The sequence below is a fragment of the uncultured Planktomarina sp. genome, from assembly GCA_943788425.1.
Lineage (GTDB): Bacteria > Pseudomonadota > Alphaproteobacteria > Rhodobacterales > Rhodobacteraceae > Planktomarina.
The window spans coordinates 236966-263296 of the sequence record CALSQF010000001.1 but is presented as its reverse complement, the minus strand read 5'-3'; the positions used below and the strand labels follow the sequence as shown (position 1 = coordinate 263296).

Here is a 26331-nt window from a genome sequence, read left to right as displayed (position 1 = left end):
GCGGCGCTCCGGACCTCTACACGGGCCGTGTCAGACCTGATACGGCTCTTCTATATCAAGCCGCTTAGGCCTTACAACCCATTTTCCGCGGATTTCCCATATTGCCCGGAGGGCGGCCTTGAAAATGCGATTTTAGGGGCGATCCGCTCGGCAGTTGTCGGGTGCCGTGGCACAGAGGTGCTGCCGATCCTTCTGGGTGGCGGCGAGATTTGCAGCAGAGACTAGCGGCCCCAAAGGCGCTTTTCGCCACAATCTAAATGGACAAAATTGAAGCGTGAATAACGACCGACCCCGCCGGCAGCGCAGGATGCGGCGGCTGTGGCCACCTGACGAACCGATTTGCCCTGCATACGCAGATCCACCGCTTGCCCTTTCATATGCAGGGAATTTTTTGCGACACCGCGCGAGCGCTTACGCAGCAGTGCGTTGGTTTCGGGTGTGCGGTAACCGGACAGCATGAGGAAGGGGGTGGAGGTGTTGAGCAGCTGTTGTGTCGCTGCGATGATGTCAACGGTGCGCGTGTCAATGGCGCGGGATCTATCTCTGCGCCAATCGCGCATGAACCAATTCACCTCGGTCAAAGCATCTTTGATGTAGTCACCTTCGATCCAATAGATTACGTCCAAGGATTCGCCCGTCCGCCGTGAGTACATTTTTAATCGCCGAATATCGCCCGCGCCACGCAAAAAACCGGCAGCATTGGAATATGTTGGCGCCGCGACCAAGGCTGTGGCTGCAAAAGCGCGCAATACGCCGCGTCGTGAAATTACGGTCGGTTTATTAGTCATTCTCTGTCCCAGTCGTGCACCGCGATCAATGCAGCGCATGACCGCTTTTTCCAGGTGCGCTTTCCATATGACATATTTTCTGGTTTTTTGCAAAGCCCAATATCGTTTCAATTCGAACTATCTAAATTTCGGCGGTTTGCCGCAGAGCTGGCTCTTGCAGGTGGGGTGCCAGACGCTTGCGCATTGTGCTGAAAACCCAGTCTGAACTTTGTGCTTTCAGTGTAACAATCTTCGAAATCTAGTATTCACTGCGCAAAAGGCGTTAGACTTTTGCTCTCGAAATGCGCATTCATTATAACCGAATTCTAACGAGGGCGCGCCGCGACATGATGGGTCGAATTGAGTTTCGTATGGGCAAGGTCATGGTGAGTGTTTTGGCACTTTTGTTCAGCACTGAGCTGGCGGCGCAGTCCATTGGATTTAAGCAATCTTTGGCGCAATATACCGTTTCGGAGCGCAGTATCTCCAGTTTTTATCGCGCGCGGGATTATCGCTCGTTTTGGACTGGTCCGACGGTGCAAGAGCGTGCGCGATTACAGGCGCTTATCACTGCATTTGCTGACGCGGACATGCATGGCCTGCCGAAAGCGCGGTTTAATGCGGAGGTTGTGGTATCCAAGCTTCGGGCGGCCGATAGTGAAAGCGCCTTGGGACAGCTGGAAGCCGAGCTCACAAAGGCGTTTCTAGATTATGCTAGCGCCGTGCGGTCAGGTCTGTTGATCCCATCAGAGATCGATGAGGAAATTGTTCGCAAAGTGCGCTACAGCAAACCGCTTGATCTCTTGGAGGAGTTGGAAGCCAGCGCGCCGCAGGCCTTTTTCAAATCATTGCCGCCGCAAAGCCGTCAATACATGGGGCTCGTCAAAGAAAAACTGCGTCTAGAGAGGCAGGTTGCAGCGGGCGGCTGGGGCCGGCCTGTGAGCGCTACAGACTTAAAACCAGGGGAGCAAGGCGCGCAGGTCGTGGCTTTGCGCCACCGATTGGTTGCCATGGGCTATCTGAGTAGAAGCTATTCCAGCACCTATGACCGACCGCTGACAGCCGCCGTGGCGCGCTTTCAATCCGATCATGGTCTGGCGGTGACTGGTCAGGCCAACAAACTGACGCTCGAACAGGTCAATATTGCGGCCTCGGAGCGTTTGGCATCGGTTATGGTCGCTTTGGAGCGGGAGCGTTGGTTTAATCAATCGTTGGGCGCGCGGCATATCTCGGTCAATCTCACCGATTTCAAGGCGAAAATTGTCGATTTCGACAGGGTTACCTTTGAGACCAATTCGGTGGTCGGAGCTGCCGATGATGATCGCCGCAGTCCCGAATTTTCCGACACTATGGAATATATGGTCGTCAACCCGAGCTGGTATGTCCCGCGATCTATCGTTGTCGGTGAATATCTGCCGATGTTGCAAGAGGACGCCGCGTCGGTGGAATATCTCGAGCTGCGCGATGATCTGGGCAATGTCGTGGCGCGGGACGGGTTGGATTTCACCAGTTTTGATGAGGAAACCTTTCCCTTTGGCATGCGTCAACCGCCCAGCCCTGGCAATGCTTTGGGGCTGGTAAAATTTATGTTCCCCAATCGGCATAATATTTATCTGCACGATACCCCAGCCAAAAACCTATTTGGTCGCGAAGTGCGTGCCTTCAGCCACGGCTGTATTCGCCTGGCAGATCCGTTTGACTTCGCTTATGCGCTGCTCGCGGCGCAAAGTGACACGCCGAAGGCCGTGTTTCAGGAGGCCTTGGACTCCGGCGAAGAGGTGCAGATCGATTTGGCGCGCCGCATACCTGTGCACATTATTTATCGCACGGCCCTGGCGCGCCCGGAAGGCGGATTGGAGTTTCGCGCCGATGTCTATGGCCGTGACGCAAAGATTTGGCAGGCTTTGCAACGCGAAGGGGTGGTTATGGGTGAGATCACAGGATAAACGGGGCGTGAAGCAAAGGGCGACCGTTCATGAGCGAATATAACTTACAAGATCTGGCGAAGGCGCTCAACGGCCAAGCAGTGGGCGATGTTGCGCTGCAGGTCACGGGTGCCTGCGAGCCGCAAGATGCGGCAGGCAGTCTTATGGCTATCGCGACAAGCCAATCCTATGCGGAGCGCTTGCAGCTTGGTCAAGCCCGTGTGGCCCTCCTGGCAGAGGGAACAGATTGGCAAGCCCTCAACCTTTCGGGCGCGGTTCTTGTGCCGCGACCGCGCTTCGCCATGGCTGGTCTCACACAAGCTTTGGATCGCAGGTGGCGATCGGGTCGGCCTGGAATTCATCCCCAGGCCTGTGTGGAACCTGGGGCACAGATTGGCGCCGGCGCGCGGATCGGCGCGTTTTGCCATATCGCTGCGGGGGTGGTCCTGGGAGAGAATGCTTGGCTCGGCAGCCATGTTAGCCTTGCCGAAGGCTGTGCGATTGGCTCTGACGCCACATTGATGGAGGGCGTGCGCATCGGTGCGGATGTGCGCATCGGCGCGCGGTTCGTAGCGCAACCGGGGGTGGTGATCGGCGCAGATGGCTTTTCCTTTGTGACCCGTGAACGCTCTACGATCGAGAATGTGCGCGAGACGCTCGGCGATAGCAAGGGGGCCAAACCGCAAGCTTTCGTTCGCATCCATTCCCTTGGCTCGGTGGTGATTGGCGATGATGTGGAGTTCGGTGCCAACAGCTGTATTGACCGCGGCACGATCCGCGATACGCAGATTGGGGATGGCTGCAAATTTGATAATTTGGCGCAGATTGGCCATAATGTGAAAATTGGCAAGAATTGTATGATTTGTGCACAGGTTGGGATCGCTGGCTCCTCTGTATTGGGAAATAATGTGGTTCTAGGGGGGCAGACTGGGGTGAGTGACAATCTGTTTATTGGCGACAACGCCATAACGGGCGGTGCTACGAAAGTCCTCAGCAATATCCCAGCTGGGCGCGTGATGCTGGGATATCCAGCGATGAAGATGGACGCGCAGCTTGAGGTCTACAAAAACTTGCGGCGTCTGCCGCGGATGTTAAAAGAGATTGCGCGGCTGAAAAAGTCACTGTCCGACCCTGACAACCGCCATTAATGGGTAAAAGGCGTTTCTATGAGTGTAAAAGACAAGGTCATTCTAATCATCGCTGAACAAGGCTTGCTGGATGTGGCTGATGTAAGCCTATCGGCAACGCTTGAGGACCTGGGCATTGATAGCCTTGGCGTGGTTGAGAGTATTTTTGCCATTGAAGAGGAATTTGATATCGAAGTGCCGTTTAATGCAAATGCTCCAGAGGAAAGTGAATTTGATATCTCCTCTGTGGCGACCATTATTTCTGCGGTTGAAACCCTAGTTGCAGAGCAGACCTAGCCCATGAACCGCGTGGTGATTACTGGGGCCGGGACCATCAATGCCTTGGGTGCAACAGTGCCCGAAACTTTGCAAGCCATGCGCGAAGGGCGGCTTGGGATCGGCCCCTTGCACATGCGAGACTTAGACAGGTTATCGGTTAAGATTGGTGCGCAAATCAAAGATTTTGATCCCGAGATATATTTTGATCGGCAAAAATTGGCGTTGTATGATCGTGTGACACAGCTGACGTTCATGGCCAGCCGTGAGGCCATGGCGCAGTCTGGCTTGGAGATCACGGACGAACTGTCGGAATCGACGGGTGTGGTGCTTGGAACCGCTGCGGGTGGGATGAACACCTGGGATGATAATTTCCGTTCTGTGTATGAAGATGGCAAAAATAGGGTCCACCCTTTCGTCGTTCCGAAACTCATGAACAATGCGGCGGCTAGCCATCTCTCGATCGCCTATAACATCAAAGGTCCGTCTTTGACGGTCTCAACGGCCTGCGCCAGCTCAAATCACGCTATCGGACTGGCCTTTCAGATGGTTCGCAGCGGCATGGCGCAGGTGATGCTCGCCGGTGGTGCTGATGCAATGCTGACCTTTGGTGGCATAAAGGCCTGGGAAGGGCTGCGGGTGATGTCCAAAACCGCCTGCCGGCCTTTTTCTGCCAATAGATCGGGAATGGTCCAGGGTGAAGGTGCTGGGATCTTTGTGCTTGAAACCTATGAGGGGGCTAAGGCGCGCGGTGCTGAGATACTCGCGGAACTCATAGGGTTTGCGATGACTTCAGATGCGGGTGATATTGTGATGCCGAACCAGCAGGGTGCTGTAAGGGCGATGCGCGGCGCGCTTTGCGATGCCCGCCTAGATCCGCAAGATATTGGCTATATCAACGCTCATGGCACTGGAACCGCGGCGAATGACAAAACCGAATGTGCTGCGGTACAGGAGGCTTTCGGCTCCCATGCGCAAGACCTGATGATGTCATCGACCAAATCTATGCATGGGCATTTGATAGGAGGCACGGGAGCGGTGGAATTACTTGCTTGCCTCATGGCGTTGCGAGATGGGGTCATTGCGCCCACGATTGGTTACGAGCATCCAGACCCCAATTGCGCGCTTGATGTGGTGCCAAATGTGGCGCGGCAAGCGAAGGTAAGAGCGACCTTGTCCAATGCCTTCGCCTTCGGGGGCATGAATGCGGTATTGGCGCTGAAAGCGTTTTAGAGCTTATCTGCACTTAATTCTCTGCTACGTCCATCAAGGCCTCATGCCCCGCTGTAAATCCCTTTAAAGATAGTGTGAGACGTTCGGGCTGGGTGGGCGCCGCCGCGGGAAACATGGTGATAATTGCTTGCGCGCCGGAGCGGTAGCTGTTGAGATCGTCTTCGGTGAGCCCGATGCGGGCCACGCAACCCATTTGCATGCAGAAGGCAAAAGGATATATTTTAGCTTTTTGATCATCCACTTGAATGGTCAACTGTTGGGTTAAAAGGGTCTCCAAAGGTGTAATGACATTTGCTCCGGCTAAAACGAGCCCGTCGGATTGGATTGGGTTTAAATTATATTCGGCCACGGGCGAGCCATCGGGGCTATGCATCAATTGAACGAGCTGACATGGGTCTTGCGCTTGCTCCGTTTTCAGACACTGCAGCGTCCAATCCCCAAAGGTGCCTTTGACATAGTATTCGCCCATTGCTGGAGTGCTGTTCACCACTTCGCCGGTTGAGAATTCCTCTGCCGCCGGCATTTGAGCCGTTTGCGCCTGTAGCGCGGTGTAGGACAACAGAAGATATAGGAGCGCGCCAAAATCGTTTGTTACTTTAAACACCAAAAAGTCCTTTCTATCGCACGGAGTATGAACAGTGATCCTGCCATAAATATCTTAAAATTTATACTGATGTGCCAGCCAATCGGTGGCAGCCCAATCTGAAAAAATTAAAGGAGAGGATTTGTTTCCAAAAACCTCTGCCTTTATTTTTCTCCCTGTCGGGCTCGCCAGCTAAGGGGTGAAAGAAACAAATAATATTTTAAACGTCAATGTGAATTTTATGCCAATTTCTAAAAAAACCGCGCCCGAAGGCGCGGTTTAGTACAAGGAGTTATGACATGAAGGAAACTTCCATCACTCCTCGCTCATAGCGCGAGATCATTAAAATTTCGTTCGCATAGGCTACGGTGTTTGCGCTTATTTTGCTTGACGCTCACAATTTGTATATTTTTAGTTGTGTGATGCGATTTTCTCTGCGGGTCGCGACTTCAAAGCGGAAACCGTGAAACACGAAGACTTGACCCTCGGCTGGAATCATCTGCGCTTCATGGATAACCAAGCCGGCGAGTGTGTTGGCCTCATCATCTGGTAGGCTCCAATCTTGCGCCCTATTTAAATCACGAATTGTCATAGATCCATCAACCACAACATGACCGTCTTTCGCAGCTGTGACCCCTTGGTCGCTTGTGTCAAATTCGTCGGTGATCTCGCCAACGATTTCTTCCAAAATATCTTCTAAAGTGATCAGCCCTTGCAACGCGCCATATTCATCCACCACCAAGGCAAAATGGGTGTGCCGCTTTAAGAACTGCCGCATTTGATCATCTAAAGGTGTTGTTTCGGGTACGAAATAGGGCTCCATCGCCACATCTAGCACCTGAAACTTGGCCAGATCTTCACTTCGGGCTGCGCTGTCGCGGGTGAGCTTAACCATGGCTCGGGCCAAATCTTTCGCGTGGATCACCCCAACGATATTTTCTGGATTGCCGCGGTAGAGGGGCAATCGCGTGTGCGCACTTTCGAGGCATTGAGAGAGAATTTCCTCAGCTGGCAAAGAGACGTCAATCATCTCAATACCTGAGCGATGCAGCATGATTTCTTCGACTGTGCGATCGGCCAGATCCAAGGCGCCCAAGATGCGGTCCCGGTCCTCTTTTTCAACCAAACCCTCTTGGTGGCCCAAAGTGAGCGCTCCAGCGATTTCTTCGCGCACGGCCAAAATATTTGTATCAGGGTCCGTGGCGATGCCGAATAGCCCTAATACGCCACGCACCAGGAGGCGTACGAAGCTGACCACTGGTGCGAAGACGAAGACGACTAAGGATATGGGTCGCGAGACCCTTATGGCGGCACTTTCAGCATTGGTGATTGCATAGGTCTTGGGGAGCACTTCGGCGAAGACCAAAACCAAAAACGTCATGACCAATGTGGCCAGAAGAATGCCGTTCTCGCCCACCATCTTTGTGAACAGCGCCGTAATCAAAGAGGTCGCCAGAATATTGACCAAATTGTTGCCGAGAAGAATCGAACCGATCAAACGCTCATTGTCATTGGTTACCTTCAAAGCCCTGGCGGCTCCAAGCGAGCCCTTATCAGCCTGCGCTTGCAGCTTGCTGCGCGAGGCTGCGGTCAAGGCTGTCTCTGAGCCAGAGAAAAAGCCCGATAGGATCAATAAGACGAAAATCGCCCCAAAGGTAATCCAAAAGCCAGTGTCAAAGTCAAAATTTTCCATCATAGACCTGTTTTAAGTGGTTGCGCCAAAGGATGATGCTCCAGCACCAGCTCGCGCAACCGTTCTTCTTGGATATGCGTATAAATCTCGGTTGTCGCAATATCCGCATGGCCTAAAAGCGTTTGAATGGCCCTTAAATCAGCACCACCGGCCAATAAGTGGGTGGCAAAGGCATGTCGCAGAGTATGCGGCGTGACGTTAGCCGGATCAATACCAGCACATATGGCCAGTTTCTTGATCTGCTGAAAAAACCAAATGCGGGTCAAATGGCCCAATTTCCCGCGTGAGGGAAAGAGAAAGGCGGATTTTTTGGTCTGCGGGTCGGTATCACGCAGTGTAAGCCAAAGTTGTGTCGCCGCGCGGGCTGTTGTGGAAAGTGGCACCATCCGCTCTTTGCCGCCTTTTCCGCGCACCAAAATCATCTGCGGCTCGCCGCGCACCGCCTCGGCCGGCAAGCTGACTAATTCTGTCACCCGCATGCCTGTGGCATAAAGAAGTTCCATCAAACAGGTAAGCCGCAGCTTGTCATGGCGCTTTTTAGGCATGTGCCTTGCCTGCAGCAGCAAGCGGTCGACCTCATCATGATCCAGTGATTTTGGCAGAGATTTAACCTTTCCCGGTCCTTTCACTTGAATGGCTGGGTTGTCCTTGCGCAGCTCCTCTTCGAAGGCGAAACGGTACAGCTGTTTGATTGCGGAGAGCCGTCTGGCTTTGGTGGCGCTGGCAAGGCCGGCCGCATCGCAGTGCACCAGATAATCTTCCACCATCGCGCGCGTGGCAGTGGCAAATCCTACGCTGCGCGCCTCAAGATAGGCGAGAAAATCTTTTAGGTCGCGCCCATAGGCCTCCTGCGTATTGCGCGCGGCCCCAAAATCAGCGGCCTGCGCTTCAAGGAAAACGGAGATCCACGACAGAGTCATCGCGGATCGGCCAAGATCATAAACTCCATAGCCAATTGTTGCGCAATTGGTGTCAGACCCATCGCGCGGAAAAGCGCCAGCGCCTCAATCAAGGCCAGCTCATTTCCCTCTAATCCATTGGCAATTAATCCGATTGCTCGAAGCATATTGGCGGAGCGGAAGGGCAGGCTTGCAGAAATTTCTTGAGTGAATTCTGCCATCAAGCGATCAAAATTTTTGGGTAAAATATGGGGGTTTATGCGCTGCAAACGGGTCATGGTTGGTTCAAAAACAAAGGCATTTGAACGGCTGAGAACTTGCATCTGGAATAGAATTTCGTCTCCATCGCGTGACGCGTCGAATTTCATCAACATCGGTGACCAAGCATGCGCCAGCGGGGCGACAAGGCCTTGGCCACGCATGATGGTCCAAAAGGCAAGCAGCGCTTCGCTGGGGTCGATAATCGGATCGGCCAGGGTTAGATCAAGGTTTTGGACCGCATCTACCCGGTCCCATATACCGCCAGAGGCTGACGGCTGGCCGGATTTATAGCGCTCAAGCAATTGCGCCGCCGGCAGGCTACCTACCGCGCCCAAACGTTCGGCGGCCTCAATCTGGGTCTTCCAACCACTGGACGAGCTCAAGTCAGAGGGCGCAAATTTCAGTGGCAAACCCTGTGTTGGCACGGGTTGACCCGCGCCGGCGCGCAGTTGGAATTCTAAGGCAGTTAACTGGTTCGGATCCACATTCGGCAATTCCAAACCATCGGCAAGCTCTGGATCCAAATCTACGGCCAAAAGGGTGGATAGGGTCGGGGTGAAAGCGCCGAGTGTGTCGAGGGTAAAATAATTGACCTCCGCTGTGTTCCATGATCCTACACGGGCTTGGCAATAGACTTTTAATGCTTCATCCTCTGTTATATGCCGCGACAGGTTAAGCTGGCGGCACATCCGTTCCACATTGCCAGTCAAAAGAGCGGTTTCTGCAAAATGTATAAAACTTTCTTGTGACTTGATCTGGCTCTGACCCAGAAGGCTATAGGCGGCCCGGACCGCACCGCGCTCAATCAAGGCTTGAACGCGCGTATTTAAAACGCTTTCATCTCCCAATGTTTCGGCTAGAAGCGCGCGCAGCAGCAAATCATCAGCCGCCGGGAGCCCTGACAGAGGCGCAGTATTGAGGATTTGGTGCAGCATTCGAGGATCAAGGTCAGTCCAGAAATTTTCCGGTATTCCAGAAATTTTGCTTGGAATCAGCCCATAGGTTTTCTCAACAGGGGCATCAAGCTCAATAACATCAATCTCAGCCAGCTCCGCACCGCGTGCGGGATCGCCAACGACCAAAGGTTCTTCGCTGAGCGGCGTTAGCCCGGGTTGGGACAGCCAATCAATTGCTGAGATTGGCGCATCGGTTTGAGCCCAAACCGGCTGGGCCATGAGCAGGCCGACAAAACAAACATGCGCAATCTTCATATCAATTGATATCCAAAGCCAGTGGTAATTGAATCGTTTGCATATGCGCTGAAAAATCCACACCAAAGAACGGCCCCAAATAGGCAAAACCCACAAATGCGACCGCTGCGACGATGAGAAGGTAGAAAAGATATTTGAGCAATCTTAACATTTTGAAGAGTTTTCCTTTGGCGCGGTTTTGTTTATGGTCTTTTTGTAACAATCGCGCCATTGAAGACGCAAGGCAAGTTAATCTTAAGTCATGGAATAAGACAGATGTCGCTCAACAAAACAGTCGTTCTGGTCGGGATGATGGGATCTGGTAAAACTGCCGTCGGAAAAGCACTGGCAGCGGCCTTGCATGTTGCGTTCAAAGATTCGGATCAAGAGATATCTCTGGCCGCCAATCGCTCTATTGCCGAGATTTTTGAACGCGATGGAGAGCCATTTTTTCGCTCAGTCGAAGCGAAAGTGCTGGAGCGGTTGCTGCAAGGTCCGCCCTGCGTCTTGTCAACAGGCGGTGGCGCCTTCATGTTTGGCAACAATCGTACGCTTATTTCAAAACTTGGCATTTCGGTATTTCTGAGCGCTGATTTAGAAATGCTATGGGAGCGGGTGCGCAGCAAGGATACCCGCCCTTTACTCAAAACCGCAGATCCCAAGGCGACTTTGGCCCGCTTATTTGAAGCGCGAAGAGATCAATATTTGCTGGCCGATGTTACCGTTCAATCCCATCCAAATTACTCCATTGCTCAGACGGCAGAGCAGGTGATAGCCGCATTGCGCGCGCAGCCCGGAGTGTTCAGCCCATCAGGAGAGAAGTCATGACACAGGTGGTTCACGTCCCTTTGGGAGGTCGGGCTTATGATATTCACATTGGTCGTGGTCTTTTGGATCAAGCCGGCGCTTTGATTGGACCGGTTTTGCCGCGGGCTAAAGTGGCGATTGTCACTGATAGCAACGTCGCCCCACTGCATGCCCAACGATTGACGGAGGCTTTGCAAATCGTGGGCATTGCCTCTTCCACTCTAATTCTGCCTGTGGGCGAAGCGACGAAAAGCTGGCCGCATCTCAGCGAGACCATAGATTTTCTTTTGACTGAGAAAGTCGAGCGGCGGGATGTGGTGATCGCTTTGGGCGGCGGGGTGATTGGAGATTTGGTGGGTTTTGCTGCCGCTATCTTACGCCGCGGCGTGCGCTTTATTCAGATTCCGACCAGCTTGCTCGCGCAGGTGGATAGCTCCGTAGGCGGCAAGACGGGGATAAATGCCGTTCAGGGCAAAAACCTCATCGGGGCCTTTCATCAACCCAGTCTCGTTTTGGCTGATATAGATGTTTTGGATACGCTGGCCCCGCGGGACTTCCTTGCTGGCTATGGTGAGGTCGTGAAATACGGACTGCTGGGCAATGCGACGTTTTTTGAGTGGCTTGAGCAAAACGGAGCTGCCTTGGTTGCTGGAGATCACGCGGCGCGCAGCGAGGCTGTGCGGATGTCGTGCCAAATGAAAGCTGATATTGTGGTGCGTGATGAGACAGAGCAGGGGGATCGCGCCTTGCTCAATCTCGGGCATACGTTTTGCCATGCGCTGGAAGCGGCCACGGGATATTCTGATCGCCTGCTGCACGGGGAAGGCGTGGCGATTGGCTGCTCTTTAGCGTTCGAGACCTCTGCCCGTTTGGGATTGTGTTCCCAAGAGGCTCCATCGCGGGTGCGGGCACATTTAAAGGCCATGGGGATGAAAACCGATATTTCCGATATCGATGGTGCACTGCCTGATCCGGTGGCTCTTGTTGCGCTCATGGGGCAGGACAAAAAAGTAATTGCGGGGCAGTTAAATTTTATTATGGTCCGCGATATTGGTCAGGCGTTTGTGACAACGGATGTGTCGCAGGCGGTTGTCTTATCTGTGCTGGAGGAGTCGATGGCCGCGCCAGCCGTATAGCCGCACCCGAAAACGCCGAGGCGGACTGACCCCAGCGCAGGGGACATTTGTGCTGGGGTAGGATTTAAAATGGGATTTCGTCGTCGAGATCAGCTGAGGGCGCGGGGTTGCTATAACCGCCCGCCTGATTGCCACCCTGGTTGGGATCGGCCATATAACCGCCTTGGCCACCGCCATCTTGATTGCCGATATATCCACCGCCTTGGCCACCACCACTGCCGCCTTCGCCGCGACTGTCAAGCATGGTTAATTCAGAACGGTAGGGGCGTAGAACCACCTCTGTGGTGTAGCGATCCTGACCAGATTGATCTTGCCATTTGCGCGTTTCTAACTGGCCCTCAAGGTAAACTTTTGAGCCCTTGCGTAAATACTGCTCGGCCACGCGCACCAAAGGCTCTGATGTTATGGAGACACGATGCCATTCGGTTTTTTCACGGCGCTCCCCAGTGTTGCGATCCTTCCAGTTTTCGGAAGTCGCTACAGAGAAGTTACAAACTTTACCGCCACTTGGAAAACTGCGCACTTCAGGATCTTGTCCCAAATTCCCAATGATAATCACTTTATTTACTGAACCGGCCATGGCCATTGCTCCCAAGTTATTGCTCGATTAATTCAGCATTTATGCTAAATTAGAGTTAAGTTTGATTAAGTAAGCCCCGCCTGGCTGACAGAACCCCGTTGCGCTATATATCTCTGGAACTGCCCCGCTGTGCAACCATCGAAAGGGGGGAGGATGAGTTTTCTTTACGCAGCCGGAACCAAGGAAAGGTCGCATAGCCCAAATGAGACGGGCAATGCGCGCGATGTGACGACTATTCGGCGGCGATTTTAATCACGGCGTCCATTTTGTCCAAAATATCATCAGCGAGATGGCATTTGATCTGGTGACCATCGGCCAGTTCTCGGATCTTAGGCACTTCGCTCTCACATAGACCGCCGGGGACTTTCGATTTCCAACCACAACGGGTTTGGAACGGACAACCCGATGGCGGGTTCATCGCTGATGGAATATCTCCCTCAAGAACAATGTGTTTTTTCTCAATTGAGGTATCTGCGATTGGAACCGCGCTGAGCAGCGCTTCCGTATACGGGTGATAGGGCGGTTGGAATACTTGCTCAGTGCTGCCCATTTCAACCACATGTCCAAGATACATGACCAAAACCCGGTCCGATAGGTAGCGCACGATGGACAAATCATGGCTGATAAAAAGCAAAGTGGTTTTTTGCTCGCGTTGAATGTCCATGAGCAAATCGGTCACGGCCGCTTGTACGGAGACATCGAGCGCTGACACCGGCTCGTCGGCGACAACAATCTTCGCGTCGCCTGCAAATGCGCGGGCAATACCCACGCGCTGCTTCTGCCCACCTGAGAGTTGCCGCGGCATGCGGTCCGCAAATTCGCGGGGCAATTTCACCAAATCCAGAAGCTCCAGCATCCGTTCGTGGCGCGCAGCCGCATTCTCACTAATTTTGAATAATTCCAATGCCCGGACAATTTGGCTGCCGACCGTCATAGAGGGGTTCAACGTGTCAAAGGGATTTTGGAAGACCATCTGCACATCGGACACCGTTTTGGTGTCACGATTTTCAACTGAGATACTTTCGATGTTTTTGCCCTCCAAAAGTATATCTCCGTCCGTCGCCGTCTCTAGGCCCATCAAAACTTTGGCAAAAGTGGACTTTCCGCATCCAGATTCACCGACAATGGCTAGGGTTTCGGATTCACGGGCTTCGAAACTTAAGGTCTCATTGGCTTTTACCACTTTTTTGTTGCCGCTTCCAAAGAGGGCATTGGCCGCCACCTCATAATATTTTTTCAGATTTTCAATTTTAAGAACAACTTTACCCGGCTCAGTCTTGACCTTGGTTTCCGCCAGCTCAGGGGAGGCGTCCCAATCAATTTCACCCCAGCGCAGGCAACGGGAACCGTGCCGCTCCCCATGGGGCACAATGTCCATTGATATATAGCCCTGATCACATCGGTCCACCTCAAAATATTCGCAGCGGGGCCCGAAGTTACATCCATTTGGCCGTTCATGCGGCAGCGGAAAATTGCCCGGAATGGCAATAAGTGGGCGACCGTTCTTATCAGCGCCGGGCAGCGGGATCGAACGAAACAACGCCTGCGTATATGGGTGCTGCATTTTGTCGAATACATCCTCAATGCGCCCAGTCTCAACCGCTTCGCCGGAGTACATGACGCAAATTCGGTCGCAGGTTTCCAAGACCAAGCCAAGATTATGCGAAATGAACAGCATTGAGGTGCCGTATTTTTTGCCCAAATCTTTCACTAATTCGACAACTGCTGCTTCAACAGTAACATCCAAAGCAGTGGTCGGTTCGTCAAGGATCAAAAGACCTGGCTTCGACATAAGCGCCATGGCGATAACGATGCGCTGCTGTTGGCCACCGGACAATTGGTGAGGAAAGGATTTTAAGATCCGCTCTGGATCTGGCAATTTCACATCCGTAACGACTTCCAAAGCCCGGGCATAGGCAGCCTCTTTGCTGACCCCCTCGTGGATCATCGGCACTTCCATCAATTGTTTGCCAATTTTCATAGCAGGATTTAGCGAAGCCATGGGTTCTTGGTATATCATCGCAATTTCGGAGCCACGAATATCCCGAAGCTCCTCGTCAGACATGAGATTAAGGTCGCGGCCTTTAAATTTTATTGACCCACCAACAATACGGCCATTAACCCCCAGGTCTTGCATGACCCCAAGTGCCACAGTGGATTTGCCGCATCCAGATTCGCCGACCAGTCCTACCGCCTCGCCGGGTTGGATTGTACAGCTGAAGTCCATAACGGCCGGTATTTCCCGGATTCGCGTAAAAAATGAAATTGATAGTCCTTCAATTTCAAGTATTGGTTCATTTTCATTCTTGCTCATTTCAATCTCTCAAACTTTCTTCGCGCAGACCATCTGCAAGTAAATTTAAGCCAAGCACGAGTGACATGAGTGCAATTGCTGGAACCAGAGCTGGTATCGGTGCGATAGACAAGAGACGCCTGCCTGCGTTAATGGTTGTACCCCAGTCCGGACTTTCAGATTCAAGACCTAATCCAAAAAAACCGAGCGTTCCCAAGAGGATTGTTGTGTAGCCAATCCTTAGGCAAAAATCCACGATTAGTGGGCCACGAACATTTGGTAAAATTTCCCAAAGCATAATGTACCATCCTCTTTCACCGCGTGTTTGAGCCGCTGCGACATAGTCGCGAGACTTAATATCCAGCGTCAAGCCTCGGACAATTCGAAATACTGTGGGGGAATTAACAAATACTACTGATACGAAAACAACCAGGATCTCAGGAGGCATAGATATAAAATCAAGTGGTATGGGTAAAATATGAATTGCGGTGTCCGGTTCGGATATCATGGACAAATAGACCCACATAGATAACACTGTTACTCCGCCGACAATCCATAGACGGACATCCGGACGTGTATGATATTTAGAGTTCAACAAAACAGTGAGAAATACGACAGGAAAGAAAAATAAAATTAATGCCATATAATTTGGCAGTCCCGTCTTCACTATTTCTGGGGTCACAAGAAGAAAGAAAAGGAGAATAACTGGAAAAGCGAGGATTAAATTGGCTAAAAAACTTAAAACTGTATCAAGTGAGGACTTAACAAGAAGCCAAAGGATAAGTACCACCATCAAAATTAATAAAATTATAATATCTACAGCCGCGCCCAAAAACGTTAATAACGAAATAAAAAGAGCGCCCACAATGCAAGCTATTAGAAAGGCACGATTGCCAAATTCTAAAATTGGGTCTGAGTAATAGCCAGCGGGTATTCCTAAAGTTATCCCAACCATAAACGCGAATAACGTCGCTAACGGTGCCACAACTATGACAATTGCTGAACCCTTGACGGCTCGACTGAATACATCTCTTGCCAGGCCGTCCCCTCCCAATAAAAAATACTGAAAGTCGGTGCCTTCGGCGCCTCGCATGGGAGTTCCAGGCAATTTATTTTTCATTCCAGAAACTTGAGAAAGTTCATTGTGAGTTACGATCATATCAAAAATGCCACCAAAAATAGCGACGAGAACCCAAAATAAAATCAGGCCGAGGCCAACCATTCCTACAGGGCTATCGAATAATTTGCCGTAAAGTCCGAGCTTTCTTTTAAATGCAACTGAAAAAACAAAAATTAAAATTAGTGTTAACCATACGGGGGTGAGCTGTTTTGAAATACCTCCGACGATACCGCCACCCTCTAAACCAAAAATCATTCCGAGAACAAGGTAAAGTAACGAAACTCCAACAAACAAACCAAAGCTAATCGAGACTGCTAGATTGATTTTTGCGGTAAAGGGATGTTCCATTAGGCTTCCATCAGCATCATAACCTCGTGCTGAGGGAATGAACAACCCGCTTATAAGCTGAAGCATAAATCCCACTAATAAAATTAGTAAAAATATACCCAGTATCGGGTTTAAAAAACCACCAACATTACCTGTCCAAGTTAAAGCTTCCATTGCTCACAGCTCCTATGAAATGCTTATGCGCGGGTTTAAGAAGACATAACCGATATCTGATATCAGTTGGGTCACTAGGACCACTATTACAGAAACAACTGATACAGCGAGAAGTAAATCGATATCATTATTTCCCGCTGCTTGCACTAGTGCAAAGCCTAACCCTTTAAAATTGAAAAGCGTCTCAACAATCACAACACCTGTGAGAAGCCAGGGTATTTGTAACATAATCACTGTAAATGGGGCTATTAAAGCGTTTCGTAGCGCGTGTTTAATTACAATATTTTTAAAATTAACACCTTTCAGCCTTGCTGTTCGGATGTATTGACTTGTCATTACTTCCGCCATTGAAGCTCTTGTCATTCTCGCAATGTACCCCATGCCATAAAGCGCAATTGTAAGAACCGGTAACATAAAATTTTCTAATGTTGGGGCTTCTGCGACTTTCCACCAGAAACCCTCTAAAAAATCTGGCAGCCAGTATACATCGTAGTCAGCTGGTATTTCTTTGGCCGCCGAAGTCGCAGATCCTTTGAATAAAATCCGTTTATCTGACCAACCAAGAGAGCTAAAAAGTGGGCTTAGGCCAAATTTTGATGATGCTAGAAGAGCAATGAAAACTACCCCTGACACGTACTCGGGTGTTGCAGTCGTTGCAATTGCGCCCGTCGACAAAGTCCTATCTAATCGAGATCCCTCTTTCATTCCGGCTAACACACCTAAAAATAATGCGCTCGGGATCATTACTAGAAATACCCACAACATCAAAACACCGGTTGCGGATAGCCGCTTCGCAATGACATTAGCGACAGGTTCTTTGAATACCCAACTTTGCCCCCAATAGCCTTGAATGATGCCACAATATCTAGGTGTATTTGATTGAATTACCCCATGGGCAGAGCACCGACTACGGGTTTCACCATCTCGCCCTTCGATACGATAACTTGGAACTACCCCTAGCCACTCCCCGTATTTAAGTGTAACGGGGCGTTCAAAACCACGGTCCCTTAAATAACTCGATACTTCCGCTTCTGACATACGGAAATTGCCCTGTGTTTTGGCTAATTTTTCCAAGTTTGGTTGTAAATTGGTCATCACAAAGACAATAAATGTCAGAGATAGGGCTGTGAGCAACATTAATGATATGCGGCGGATTAAAAATATTCCCATATTTTGGGGTCCTTAGGGTACTGATAAAAGTTTTTATTTATCTATATGATGGGCCGCCCCAAATAATTGAAGCGGCCCAATTATGAAATTAGGCTTTCAAGGCCCACTTATAAACTTGTGGCAGATATGCTATGTGCATATCAACGCCGACTAAGTTGTCCGTATGATGCCGAACGACCTGGCGCCAGTACGGTTGGATAGTTACGCCCTCTTCAATTACTAGAGCCTGCATTTTTCCCATTACAACTCGCCGCTCGTCGGCGTTTGCCAATGAATTGGCTTCTGCTAGCAATGCGTCAAAATCAGGATTTGACCAACCAAATTCATTCCAAGCCTCTCCCGAACGGTATGCAAGGCCAAGAACTTGTGTTCCTAATGGACGGTGGTTCCAGTTTGTGGATGAAAATGGATAATTTGCCCAGTCATTCCAGAAAGTTGATCCTGGAAGGATTGTACGCTTTACCTTAATGCCTGCATCCCGAAGTTGGGCTGCAACAGCGTCAGTTGTGTCTTTTCTCCAATTGTCATCTATAGATATCAGCTCGTGCTCATAGTCCTCCATACCAGCTTCTTTCATCAAAGCTAGTGCTCCTGCAGGATCATGCGGTATGCGAGTGACCGACGGATCATGCTCTGGATGTATCGGCCCAACATGGCAATTGTCTGCTGCGATACCCTGACCATTAACCCCAAGCTCGAGAAGTACATTATTGTCAACAGCCATTGCAATGGCTTTCCGAACCCGTTTGTCCTTATACTGCTCATGCGTTTGATTAGTGCGAACCACGATAGTGGATCCTGAAGTAACGGCTGATTTCACGAGTCCAATGCTGTCGAATATATCAGAAAATTCACCAACTGATTCCCAGTTCATGTCAATTTCTTCTGATTCATAGGCCGCAACAGTTGCTGACATGTCTGTCCCGTAATCTATGTATTCAATCCGGTCCAAGAAACCGCCTTTGCCGGCAGCGTATCCCCACCATTCGTGGCTGTCATTACGAACATTGACTGCTTTAACACCCACCTCGTAGGATTCTGGTCTCATAAAACCAGTCCCAACTGCGGTACCGATCATATCGTCAGGATTGTGACTGCTGTGGACAATTGCTGCAGGGTAGTCCGCGAAACCAGGTACAATTGTGATGTCCGGTGCCAATAAATTCAACTGCACTGTCGATGCATCCACTACAACTATAGCTCCATCTCGGGCCTTATTCGTATCTGGATCAATCAGCGAAGCCATCCGACCGGCCATTGAGTTCCCTTCAACATCTTTTTCACACCAACCGATAATATTCCTAGCTACATCATCCGCGGTGAAATCGTCGCCATTATTCCATTTAACGCCCTCGCGAACTTTCAAAGTATATTGCGTGGCGTCTGCATTTGCGGACCATGAGGCCAGCAACATTGGCTCAAATGAACCGTCAGAATTATACTCAACCAGATACTCTAGCCAACCCGCAGTTACCGTAGCAATTTGAGTCCAGTCATAAGTTCGAGGATCTTTTAAAGCGCGAACTTCCATCTGCATGCGAATTGTACCGCCTCGTTTGGCGTGTCCGCCCGCTTTTAGCGGGGTGTTGATACCTAACAGGCCATACGCCGCTACGGTTGTTACACCGAGGGCTGTTGCACGGGACATAAATTCGCGACGGTCAAGCTTGCCCTCTTTTACTTCGTTAGCATACATTTCTGCAGCTGGATGCATGGATATTTTTTTTTGGGTCATTTTTTTCTCCCTGTGACGCCGAAAGTCATTAAAACTAAAATTTTGGCTATTTATTTGGCCTTCTGCATTTAGCTTGTTCGAACCTTATTCATGCTTAAAAATCAGCTCAGGTCAACGTGAAAGTATATTAGCAACAACCCAAAAACGACGTTTGTCACCTATAATGCGTTATTTCAAGATGTAGTGAATGGATTAACTAGTTTGCCCAGGCGGGTTGCCCTAATCTCAATCCCAAAAGCGAAGTTGTGATAGTGGATTTAAACATGGTTCAGCGTGCGGTAAAAGACGGGCAGGGTGTGGCGCTAGGAGTGTTCCCGTTAATGGGCGGTGATGTTGCGAAGGGTCAACTTACCAAGCCATTTACAATCGATCTAGCTCCAAGCCGTGCGTTCTACCTATTGACGCCAATTGGGGGTCGCCAGCGTAAAGAGGTGCGCATTGTTTTTGAGTGTATTAAGGAACAGGCTCTCTAATTTACAACAACCTTGGGCATACGGATTGGTTATTGACGGTGTTTGCCGCATGCTTGAGGGGTAAAACTTTAGTTTTTATTTTTTATATTAGGTTAGCAATGGTGTTCCCGCAAGTCGAGAACGGTACAGCCGCTCTGCCTGACTTAAAAATTAGGCAGGTGTCATCGTTTGCAACATGTCCATGAATAGCGGGGCCTATATCTCCGCCTTACCTAATAATGTAACAATGCCATTTTAAAGTTGGTCAGCATTATACCTCTGCCAAGACGCCATACGTTTTCGAAACCATGTTCTTTGACGTTTGGCAAATTGACTTGAGGCTGTCACGGCGAGGACAGTGGCTTCCTCTAAACTCAAATGCCCAGACAGATGCGCGATCAATTCAGGGGCGCCAATAGCTTGTGAGGACTGCCACTCGGGGTCCCAAGTCTCAAAATTGCTACGGGCTTCTTCTAGAGCTCCTTGCGCGATCATGATATCAAAGCGCCGCTTGAGCCTGTCATTTAGCCAATCAACAGTGCTAGTCAAATGCAGTGCGTGACAGGCTGCCAGGGGTAACAGAGGCGGCGGAGTTTTTGCTTGCCAACTTACAATAGATTGCCCGGTGCCCTGCAAAACCTCCCAAGCCCGCGCAACCCGCATCGGATTTTGCACGTCAATCCTCGCGCGTGTTTCCGCATCTAAATCATCTAACATCTGCTGCAGACCGCCCTGGGACAGGAGATCCGCCGATTGGGCGCGAATATTGGCAGAAATGGCGGGGATATCTGCGAGCCCCTCCGTCAAAGCTCGAAAGTAAAGCCCGGTGCCGCCCACAATGATCGGACGTTTGTCTCCACTCAGAATTGGGCCAATGTCGCGCAGCCAATTGCCAACTGAATAGCTTTCATGATTGGCCACGTGACCATATAATGCATGCGGTGCACCGTTTTCTTCCTCATCTGAGGGGCGTGCGGTAAGAAGGCGCCAACCGCTGTAGACTTGCAGCGCATCGGCATTGACAATGACGCCGCCCAATTTTGCCGCGATATCTAGCGCAAGGGCGGATTTGCCACTTGCGGTTGCCCCAGCAATCAAAACCGGGCGAGTTTCCCCCAGCGTTGAGAGCAAAGAATTTCGCACCATTTATCGCATTTCTCCACTTTTTTTCATTTGCTCTGTCACACGCCGTTGCTCTTGGTCAATTTTTGAGACATCTTAAGCAAAAATAACATGAGGGCACAATGCACCAAACTCCCAGTTCCCAAGTTCAATTCAAACGTGTTCTATTGAAAATTTCTGGTGAGGCCTTGATGGGAGATCAAGGATACGGTCTTCATCCACCGACCGTGGAGCAGATCGCCACTGAGGTGAAAACTGTTCATGATGTTGGTGCCGAGATTTGCATGGTCATCGGTGGCGGTAACATCTTTCGAGGGTTGCAGGGCTCTGCGCAGGGTATGGAGCGCACCACGGCGGATTACATGGGTATGCTGGCAACTGTTATGAACGCGCTTGCGATGCAAAGCTCATTAGAAGAGCAGGGCGTTCATACCCGGGTGGTCTCTGCGATCCCAATGGATCAGGTGTGTGAACCTTACATTCGCCGCCGCGCAGTGCGCCATTTGGAGAAAAAGCGGGTGGTGATTTTTGCAGCAGGGACGGGCAATCCCTATTTCACCACCGATACCGCGGCCACCTTGAGGGCGAGTGAAATGGCCTGCGAGGCAATTTTTAAAGGCACACAGGTTGATGGTATTTATGATAAAGATCCCAAGAAACACAGAGACGCGGTACGCTACGCGTCGGTGACCTATGATGAGGTTTTACAAAAGCGCTTAAAAGTTATGGATGCTTCAGCAATCGCTTTGGCGCGTGATAATAATTTACCGATCATTGTGTTCTCACTCGATGAGCCTGGCGGGTTTAAGGGAATTTTATCCGGCAACGGAACTTATACCAAGGTTCACGGTTAACCAACTTAAGAAAGAAATAGCATGTCCGATGATCCATTAGATATTGATATTGATGACCTTCAACGTCGCATGAACGGTGCAATGGCCTCGTTGAAAACAGAATTTGCCTCGCTGCGCACAGGACGGGCCAGTGGATCTATTCTTGATCCGGTGATGGTGGACGCTTACGGGCAGATGACCCCCATAAACCAAGTTGGCACAGTCAATGTCCCGGAATCGCGGATGGTTACGGTTAATGTTTGGGACAAAACACTGGTTGGCAAAGTCGAAAAAGCCATTCGCGAAAGCGGTCTGGGAATAAACCCGCAAACTAACGGCACAATCATCATGCTGCCTATCCCGGAACTGAACGAAGAGCGGCGTCGGGAGTTAACAAAAGTGGCGGCGGGCTACGCAGAGCACTGCCGGGTGTCGGTGCGCAATATCCGCCGGGACGGAATGGATCAGATCAAAAAGGCCAAGGCGGCCGGTATGCCGGAAGATGACCAAAAGCTCTGGGAAACAGAGGTCCAGTCCCTGACCGATGCGCAAATTAAGTTGATAGATACCGCTTTAGAAACCAAGCAAACCGAAATTATGATGGTTTAGATCGGACTGGTTCAATGGCACAATCGGCGGAACATGTTGCGATTATCATGGACGGAAATGGCCGTTGGGCGCAGCAACGCGGCCTGCCGCGGTTAGCGGGCCACCACGAGGGGGCCAAAAGGATTCGTGAAATCGTTCAATCCTGTCCGGATGTTGGCGTTAAGCATCTGACGATATTCGCGTTTTCAACAGAAAACTGGAAACGCACCCAGGCGGAAGTTGGTGGTTTAATGCGACTGTTCAAGCGTTACATATTGAGCGAAGCCAGAGATTTGGTAAGTGAGGGCGTGCGGGTTCGCTTCATCGGGGATCGTCTGCGGCTTGATAAAACGTTGATCAAACTTATGGATGAGCTTGAGGCATTGACGGCGCATAATTCAAAAGTGCATTTGACGATCGCGCTCAATTACGGGGGACGTGATGAGGTGACGCGCGCGGCGCAGCGTATGGCTGGAGATGTGGAAAGCGGCGTGTTGGCCGCAAAGGATGTGACAGCCGAAGTCTTGGCGCGGTATTTGGACACGCATTTATTGCCCGATCCGGATTTGGTGATCCGCACCAGCGGCGAGGCGCGCATCTCCAACTTTCTTCTGTGGCAATCCGCATATGCGGAATATGAGTTTATCGATACGCTTTGGCCTGATTTTAATGCTGATGAGTTCACCAAATTGCTGTCCAATTTTGGGGCTCGTGAGCGCCGATTTGGAGCGATCTACGCATGACACAGGACCGATGGGCAGATCTGCCGCTGCGCATGGCCTCTGCTGTGGCCTTGCTACTTATTTTTTCTGCCTCTCTCTATTTTGGACGTATCGGGGTGTTGGTCCTTGGCGTGGTGGCTGTGGTCGCCATGCAATGGGAATTGGCACGCATGTTTGGCCTAAATCGATGGCGCTTGCTGGCGGTCGCGGCTGTGGCCGGCATAGAATGGTTGCCTATGGCCGTGCTGCCAACAGTTTTGACCCAGAATTTGACCCTAGCAGCCGCAGCGGGCTTTCTTCCAATCATGCTGGGCGCGGTGTTCATCTCTCATAATCGTAGGATGTACATCGGTTATGGCGGTCTCTTGACGATTGGTATGCTGTCCTATTGGTATCTTGCCTTGACGTTTGGGGCGCTTGGCATCGCGGTCTTGGCCACTGTGGTCATTCTTTCGGATATTGGAGGTTATATCGCTGGACGATGGATCGGCGGCGCGAAGTTTTGGCCAGCTGTAAGCCCCAAAAAAACTTGGAGCGGCACTGTGGCAGGGTGGCTTTTGGCAGGGACTTTTGGTCTGTATCTGACGCAACAAATCGGCGCTATATGGCCCGTTCCGGTGGCTATATGCGTGGCCTTCGGCGCGCAGATGGGGGATATCGCTGAGAGCTGGGTAAAACGCCGCCAGGGCGTTAAAGACAGCTCGCAACTCATTCCAGGGCATGGCGGTTTTTTAGATCGGCTTGATGGCTTCATTGGCGGGGCCGCGACGTTTGGCTTGATTACGGCGCTGTTTCTGTCGTGACGCGCCGGGTTTCAATCTTCGGCGCCACAGGATCCATCGGGCAAAATACTTTGGATCTTTTGCGGCGCGACCCAGCGGCCTATCACGTGGTGGCTTTGAGCGGCGGCCGCAATATTGCGCAGCTGGCCAAAGACGCGCTTGAATTTTCCCCCGAAGTGGTTGTCACGGCCTTTGAAGATTTCTTGCCAGAGTTGCAAGCGGCACTGGCCGGATCTGGTGTGGCGGTTGAGGCGGGCGCGCAGGCGATCGCGCGCGCGGCCGATCGGCCAGCGGATTGGATCATGTCATGCATAGTGGGCGTGGCGGGGCTGACGCCCAGTTTACATGCCGTGCGGCAAGGCGCGACCTTGGCGCTTGCCAACAAAGAGTCGCTGGTGGCCGCAGGTCCAATCTTACTGGAAGAGGCCCGGAGACATGGGGCGACAATTCTGCCGGTAGACAGCGAACATTCCGCGGTGTTTCAGGTCCTAATTGGCGAAGACATTGCAAATGTTGAGCGGATTATCATTACGGCAAGCGGCGGTGCGTTTCGCGATTGGCCGCAAGCGGATTTGGCCAAGGCCACCCCGGCGCAGGCCCAAACCCATCCCAATTGGTCCATGGGCCAAAGGATTACCATTGACAGTGCCTCTATGTTTAACAAGGCCATGGAATTAATTGAAACCAAAGAGTTCTTTGGGGTTCGTGAGGCGCAAATTGAGACAATTATTCACCCCGAAAGTTTGATCCATGCAATGGTTGGGTTTCAAGACGGTGGGATGATGGCTCATGTCGGACCGCCGGATATGCGCCATGCCATTGGCTTTGCGCTTCACTATCCTATGCGCCGACCGTTGGATGTTGCGCGATTGGATCTCACGCAGATTGGCCAATTTCGCTTCTATGCGGCCGATGAGGCGCGTTACCCTGCGCTTCGTTTGGCGCGCGAGGTTATGCGGCAGGGCCATCTTTGGGGCGCCGCTTTCAATGCGGCCAAAGAAGTGGCGTTAGATCGCTTCATTGCTGGTGACATTGGATTTTTGGATATGGCTATATTAGTCGAAAAAGCTTTGCACGATATGGACCGGTCTGGGCTTTTGGGCACGGCGCCGCGTGATTTACCAGATGTTTTGCAAGCCGATCAAGCCACGCGCGAAAGGGCCCGGACAATAGATGTTTGATATGGCTGCACTCTCCGCCTCTTTTGGCGGATTTATTTGGATGTTCTTCTTTTTTGTGATCGCCTTATCGATCATCGTGGCGGTGCACGAATACGGCCATTACATTGTTGGGCGTTGGTGCGGCATCCATGCGGAGGTTTTTTCGGTGGGATTTGGCACCGTGCTGCTTTCGCGGGTCGACCGGCATGGTACGCGGTGGCAATTTGCAGCGCTGCCGTTCGGCGGGTTTGTGCGTTTCAAAGGCGATGCCAGTGCTGCCAGCGCGCCTGATGCGGCGCTTTTGCCGAAGCTGAGTGCTCAGGAGCGGCGCAAAACCATGCATGGGGCGCCAATCTGGGCGCGGGCTGCGACGTCGGCGGCCGGGCCTGTATTCAATTTTATCCTGTCGATTATTCTATATTGCGTACTTTTCATGTGGCATGGCCAATATGATGGCAGTTTGAAAATCGCCCAATTAACCCCCGTGCCTGGGGAAATGGGCCTCGAGATTGGAGATGAAATCCTAGCCGTTGAGGGGCAGGAGGTGCGCAGTTACGAAGAATTTGCGACGATCGGTCAGGCGCTTGAGGCACCCGTGCGCTATACAGTGTTGCGCGATGGGAATCGTCGCTCAGTGGTTGGGCCCGTACCGTTCCCGGCTTTGGTGGCGCAGGTCCAGCCGCGCTCTGCTGCGATTGAGGCGGGGTTGCAGGCCGGAGACGTTATTTTGCGGATTGATGGGCTGCCGATTAATGGGTTTTCACAGCTGCAACAGGCCGTGGCTAAGGCGGATGGGGATGAAATGGGGTTTTCGGTCTGGCGGACGGGCACAGAATTTGATGTGCGCCTAACTGCTAAATCAGTTGCAATTCCCAGCGCCAATGGCGATTTTGTGAACCGGCGATTGGTAGGTATTTCTGGTGGTACATTCTTTGAGCCGGGCACGGACCCATTGCCCATTGGCGTGGCGTTGCTTGCGGCGGCGGAGCGCACTTGGTCGATTATTAACCTGTCGCTGGCAGGTTTGAAGCAGATGATTCTGGGCTCGATCAGCGCGTGTAATATTTCCGGACCTGTGGCGATTGCTGAGACGGCTGGGCAGATGGCGCGTCAAGGGGCGATGCCCTTTGTTGCGCTGATTGCGGGGCTGTCGGCCGCGGTTGGTTTGATGAACCTCTTTCCCATTCCGGTCCTAGATGGCGGACATTTGCTATTTTGCGCCTATGAAGCAATCACGGGGTGCAAACCAAGTGATTCCGCTTTACGGGTTTTGATGACGATTGGGCTGTTTTTGGTTTTATCGCTGACGGCCTTTGCAGTGGTCATGAATTTCATGTGCCCGTAACTCGGCCCAGTGGCTGAAAACCTCACTAAAT

The 26331-nt window shown here is 51.4% G+C and carries 24 protein-coding genes; 12 read left to right on the top strand and 12 right to left on the bottom strand.

The genetic code is table 11. The features are described from left to right. Positions 1 to 221: 221 nt before the first annotated feature. Positions 222 to 788, bottom strand: a complete 567-nt coding sequence (locus tag ABLW18_RS01310) for a DUF882 domain-containing protein (protein WP_347823080.1) — start codon at positions 786 to 788, stop codon at positions 222 to 224. A 326-nt stretch (positions 789 to 1114) separates the two neighbouring features. On the opposite strand from ABLW18_RS01310, the gene ABLW18_RS01305 reads away from it, so the two are divergent. From ABLW18_RS01305 to ABLW18_RS01290, 4 genes are read left to right on the top strand one after another with little or no spacing between them, the layout of a single operon-like run. Next, entirely contained in the window at positions 1115 to 2713 is a 1599-nt protein-coding gene (locus tag ABLW18_RS01305; RefSeq protein ID WP_347823079.1) for a L,D-transpeptidase family protein, read from the top strand. Between the two features lie 29 nt (positions 2714 to 2742). Further along, entirely contained in the window at positions 2743 to 3840 is a 1098-nt protein-coding gene (gene lpxD / locus ABLW18_RS01300) for a UDP-3-O-(3-hydroxymyristoyl)glucosamine N-acyltransferase (RefSeq protein WP_347823078.1), read from the top strand. A gap of 18 nt (positions 3841 to 3858) precedes the next feature. Further along, on the top strand, positions 3859 to 4116 hold the full coding sequence (locus ABLW18_RS01295; protein WP_347817467.1) for a phosphopantetheine-binding protein: 258 nt from the start codon (positions 3859 to 3861) through the stop codon (positions 4114 to 4116). Between the two features lie 3 nt (positions 4117 to 4119). Further along, a complete protein-coding gene (locus tag ABLW18_RS01290; protein WP_347823077.1) occupies positions 4120 to 5328 on the top strand; it encodes a beta-ketoacyl-[acyl-carrier-protein] synthase family protein in 1209 nt (402 codons plus the stop codon). A 13-nt stretch (positions 5329 to 5341) separates the two neighbouring features. On the opposite strand, the gene ABLW18_RS01285 is transcribed toward ABLW18_RS01290, so the two are convergent. From ABLW18_RS01285 to ABLW18_RS01265, 5 genes are all read right to left on the bottom strand, one after another. Next, positions 5342 to 5932, bottom strand: coding sequence for an invasion associated locus B family protein (locus tag ABLW18_RS01285; RefSeq protein ID WP_347823076.1), 591 nt, complete (start codon positions 5930 to 5932; stop codon positions 5342 to 5344). A gap of 373 nt (positions 5933 to 6305) precedes the next feature. After that, complete coding sequence (locus tag ABLW18_RS01280; RefSeq protein WP_347823075.1) at positions 6306 to 7604, bottom strand: HlyC/CorC family transporter; 1299 nt, start codon at positions 7602 to 7604, stop codon at positions 6306 to 6308. Then, a complete protein-coding gene (locus ABLW18_RS01275) occupies positions 7604 to 8524 on the bottom strand; it encodes a tyrosine recombinase (protein ID WP_347823074.1) in 921 nt (306 codons plus the stop codon). The genes ABLW18_RS01280 and ABLW18_RS01275 overlap by 1 nt, the downstream gene beginning before the upstream one ends. Next, complete coding sequence (locus tag ABLW18_RS01270) at positions 8521 to 9975, bottom strand: hypothetical protein (protein ID WP_347823073.1); 1455 nt, start codon at positions 9973 to 9975, stop codon at positions 8521 to 8523. Before ABLW18_RS01270 ends, ABLW18_RS01275 begins: the two co-directional genes overlap by 4 nt. A 1-nt stretch (position 9976) precedes the next feature. Beyond that, positions 9977 to 10126 (bottom strand): hypothetical protein, encoded by a 150-nt coding sequence (locus ABLW18_RS01265; protein ID WP_347823072.1) that lies wholly within the window; start codon positions 10124 to 10126, stop codon positions 9977 to 9979. 104 nt (positions 10127 to 10230) lie between these two features. On the opposite strand from ABLW18_RS01265, the gene ABLW18_RS01260 reads away from it, so the two are divergent. After that, the gene (locus tag ABLW18_RS01260) at positions 10231 to 10782 is read left to right on the top strand and encodes a shikimate kinase (protein WP_347823071.1); all 552 of its coding nucleotides are present in this window, start codon (positions 10231 to 10233) and stop codon (positions 10780 to 10782) included. Further along, positions 10779 to 11897 (top strand): 3-dehydroquinate synthase, encoded by a 1119-nt coding sequence (gene aroB, locus ABLW18_RS01255; protein WP_347823070.1) that lies wholly within the window; start codon positions 10779 to 10781, stop codon positions 11895 to 11897. Before ABLW18_RS01260 ends, aroB begins: the two co-directional genes overlap by 4 nt. A gap of 64 nt (positions 11898 to 11961) precedes the next feature. Here aroB and ssb read toward each other — a convergent pair whose 3' ends face one another. From ssb to miaA, 6 genes are all read right to left on the bottom strand, one after another. Further along, complete coding sequence (gene ssb / locus ABLW18_RS01250) at positions 11962 to 12477, bottom strand: single-stranded DNA-binding protein (RefSeq protein WP_347823069.1); 516 nt, start codon at positions 12475 to 12477, stop codon at positions 11962 to 11964. A 232-nt stretch (positions 12478 to 12709) separates the two neighbouring features. Next, a complete protein-coding gene (locus tag ABLW18_RS01245) occupies positions 12710 to 14791 on the bottom strand; it encodes an ABC transporter ATP-binding protein (RefSeq protein WP_347823068.1) in 2082 nt (693 codons plus the stop codon). 1 nt (position 14792) lies between these two features. Then, a complete protein-coding gene (locus ABLW18_RS01240) occupies positions 14793 to 16391 on the bottom strand; it encodes an ABC transporter permease (RefSeq protein WP_347823067.1) in 1599 nt (532 codons plus the stop codon). 12 nt (positions 16392 to 16403) lie between these two features. Further along, complete coding sequence (locus ABLW18_RS01235) at positions 16404 to 17561, bottom strand: ABC transporter permease (RefSeq protein ID WP_347823066.1); 1158 nt, start codon at positions 17559 to 17561, stop codon at positions 16404 to 16406. Positions 17562 to 17649: 88 nt separating this feature from the next. After that, positions 17650 to 19296: an ABC transporter substrate-binding protein gene (locus tag ABLW18_RS01230; protein WP_347823065.1), complete on the bottom strand. Its 1647-nt coding sequence runs from the start codon at positions 19294 to 19296 to the stop codon at positions 17650 to 17652. A gap of 707 nt (positions 19297 to 20003) precedes the next feature. Next, entirely contained in the window at positions 20004 to 20894 is an 891-nt protein-coding gene (miaA, locus tag ABLW18_RS01225; protein ID WP_347823064.1) for a tRNA (adenosine(37)-N6)-dimethylallyltransferase MiaA, read from the bottom strand. Positions 20895 to 20992: 98 nt separating this feature from the next. On the opposite strand from miaA, the gene pyrH reads away from it, so the two are divergent. The 6 genes from pyrH to rseP are packed head-to-tail and all read left to right on the top strand — an operon-like array spanning position 20993 to position 26300. After that, positions 20993 to 21724: a UMP kinase gene (gene pyrH / locus ABLW18_RS01220; RefSeq protein WP_347823063.1), complete on the top strand. Its 732-nt coding sequence runs from the start codon at positions 20993 to 20995 to the stop codon at positions 21722 to 21724. A 21-nt stretch (positions 21725 to 21745) separates the two neighbouring features. After that, on the top strand, positions 21746 to 22312 hold the full coding sequence (gene frr, locus ABLW18_RS01215) for a ribosome recycling factor (protein WP_347823062.1): 567 nt from the start codon (positions 21746 to 21748) through the stop codon (positions 22310 to 22312). Between the two features lie 14 nt (positions 22313 to 22326). Next, positions 22327 to 23034 (top strand): polyprenyl diphosphate synthase, encoded by a 708-nt coding sequence (gene uppS, locus ABLW18_RS01210; protein ID WP_347823061.1) that lies wholly within the window; start codon positions 22327 to 22329, stop codon positions 23032 to 23034. After that, positions 23031 to 23816 (top strand): phosphatidate cytidylyltransferase, encoded by a 786-nt coding sequence (locus ABLW18_RS01205; RefSeq protein ID WP_347823060.1) that lies wholly within the window; start codon positions 23031 to 23033, stop codon positions 23814 to 23816. The genes uppS and ABLW18_RS01205 overlap by 4 nt, the downstream gene beginning before the upstream one ends. Next, entirely contained in the window at positions 23813 to 24976 is a 1164-nt protein-coding gene (dxr, locus tag ABLW18_RS01200; protein ID WP_347823059.1) for a 1-deoxy-D-xylulose-5-phosphate reductoisomerase, read from the top strand. Before ABLW18_RS01205 ends, dxr begins: the two co-directional genes overlap by 4 nt. A 1-nt stretch (position 24977) precedes the next feature. Further along, positions 24978 to 26300 (top strand): RIP metalloprotease RseP, encoded by a 1323-nt coding sequence (gene rseP, locus ABLW18_RS01195; RefSeq protein WP_347823058.1) that lies wholly within the window; start codon positions 24978 to 24980, stop codon positions 26298 to 26300. Positions 26301 to 26331: the final 31 nt, after the last annotated feature.

What these genes read in the sequence shown, in the direction of transcription:
- ABLW18_RS01260 (WP_347823071.1), top strand. Translation starts at nt 10,231, where the DNA reads ATGTCGCTCAACAAAACAGTCGTTCTGGTCGGGATGATGGGATCTGGT.
- frr (WP_347823062.1), top strand. Translation starts at nt 21,746, where the DNA reads ATGTCCGATGATCCATTAGATATTGATATTGATGACCTTCAACGTCGC.
- ABLW18_RS01310 (WP_347823080.1), bottom strand. Translation starts at nt 788, where the DNA reads ATGACTAATAAACCGACCGTAATTTCACGACGCGGCGTATTGCGCGCT.
- ABLW18_RS01240 (WP_347823067.1), bottom strand. Translation starts at nt 16,391, where the DNA reads ATGGAAGCTTTAACTTGGACAGGTAATGTTGGTGGTTTTTTAAACCCG.
- lpxD (WP_347823078.1), top strand. Translation starts at nt 2,743, where the DNA reads ATGAGCGAATATAACTTACAAGATCTGGCGAAGGCGCTCAACGGCCAA.
- ABLW18_RS01295 (WP_347817467.1), top strand. Translation starts at nt 3,859, where the DNA reads ATGAGTGTAAAAGACAAGGTCATTCTAATCATCGCTGAACAAGGCTTG.
- ABLW18_RS01230 (WP_347823065.1), bottom strand. Translation starts at nt 19,296, where the DNA reads ATGACCCAAAAAAAAATATCCATGCATCCAGCTGCAGAAATGTATGCT.
- ABLW18_RS01290 (WP_347823077.1), top strand. Translation starts at nt 4,120, where the DNA reads ATGAACCGCGTGGTGATTACTGGGGCCGGGACCATCAATGCCTTGGGT.
- ssb (WP_347823069.1), bottom strand. Translation starts at nt 12,477, where the DNA reads ATGGCCGGTTCAGTAAATAAAGTGATTATCATTGGGAATTTGGGACAA.
- ABLW18_RS01265 (WP_347823072.1), bottom strand. Translation starts at nt 10,126, where the DNA reads ATGTTAAGATTGCTCAAATATCTTTTCTACCTTCTCATCGTCGCAGCG.
- ABLW18_RS01235 (WP_347823066.1), bottom strand. Translation starts at nt 17,561, where the DNA reads ATGGGAATATTTTTAATCCGCCGCATATCATTAATGTTGCTCACAGCC.
- ABLW18_RS01280 (WP_347823075.1), bottom strand. Translation starts at nt 7,604, where the DNA reads ATGGAAAATTTTGACTTTGACACTGGCTTTTGGATTACCTTTGGGGCG.
- ABLW18_RS01245 (WP_347823068.1), bottom strand. Translation starts at nt 14,791, where the DNA reads ATGAGCAAGAATGAAAATGAACCAATACTTGAAATTGAAGGACTATCA.
- ABLW18_RS01270 (WP_347823073.1), bottom strand. Translation starts at nt 9,975, where the DNA reads ATGAAGATTGCGCATGTTTGTTTTGTCGGCCTGCTCATGGCCCAGCCG.
- ABLW18_RS01205 (WP_347823060.1), top strand. Translation starts at nt 23,031, where the DNA reads ATGACACAGGACCGATGGGCAGATCTGCCGCTGCGCATGGCCTCTGCT.
- miaA (WP_347823064.1), bottom strand. Translation starts at nt 20,894, where the DNA reads ATGGTGCGAAATTCTTTGCTCTCAACGCTGGGGGAAACTCGCCCGGTT.
- rseP (WP_347823058.1), top strand. Translation starts at nt 24,978, where the DNA reads ATGGCTGCACTCTCCGCCTCTTTTGGCGGATTTATTTGGATGTTCTTC.
- aroB (WP_347823070.1), top strand. Translation starts at nt 10,779, where the DNA reads ATGACACAGGTGGTTCACGTCCCTTTGGGAGGTCGGGCTTATGATATT.
- pyrH (WP_347823063.1), top strand. Translation starts at nt 20,993, where the DNA reads ATGCACCAAACTCCCAGTTCCCAAGTTCAATTCAAACGTGTTCTATTG.
- uppS (WP_347823061.1), top strand. Translation starts at nt 22,327, where the DNA reads ATGGCACAATCGGCGGAACATGTTGCGATTATCATGGACGGAAATGGC.
- ABLW18_RS01275 (WP_347823074.1), bottom strand. Translation starts at nt 8,524, where the DNA reads ATGACTCTGTCGTGGATCTCCGTTTTCCTTGAAGCGCAGGCCGCTGAT.
- ABLW18_RS01305 (WP_347823079.1), top strand. Translation starts at nt 1,115, where the DNA reads ATGATGGGTCGAATTGAGTTTCGTATGGGCAAGGTCATGGTGAGTGTT.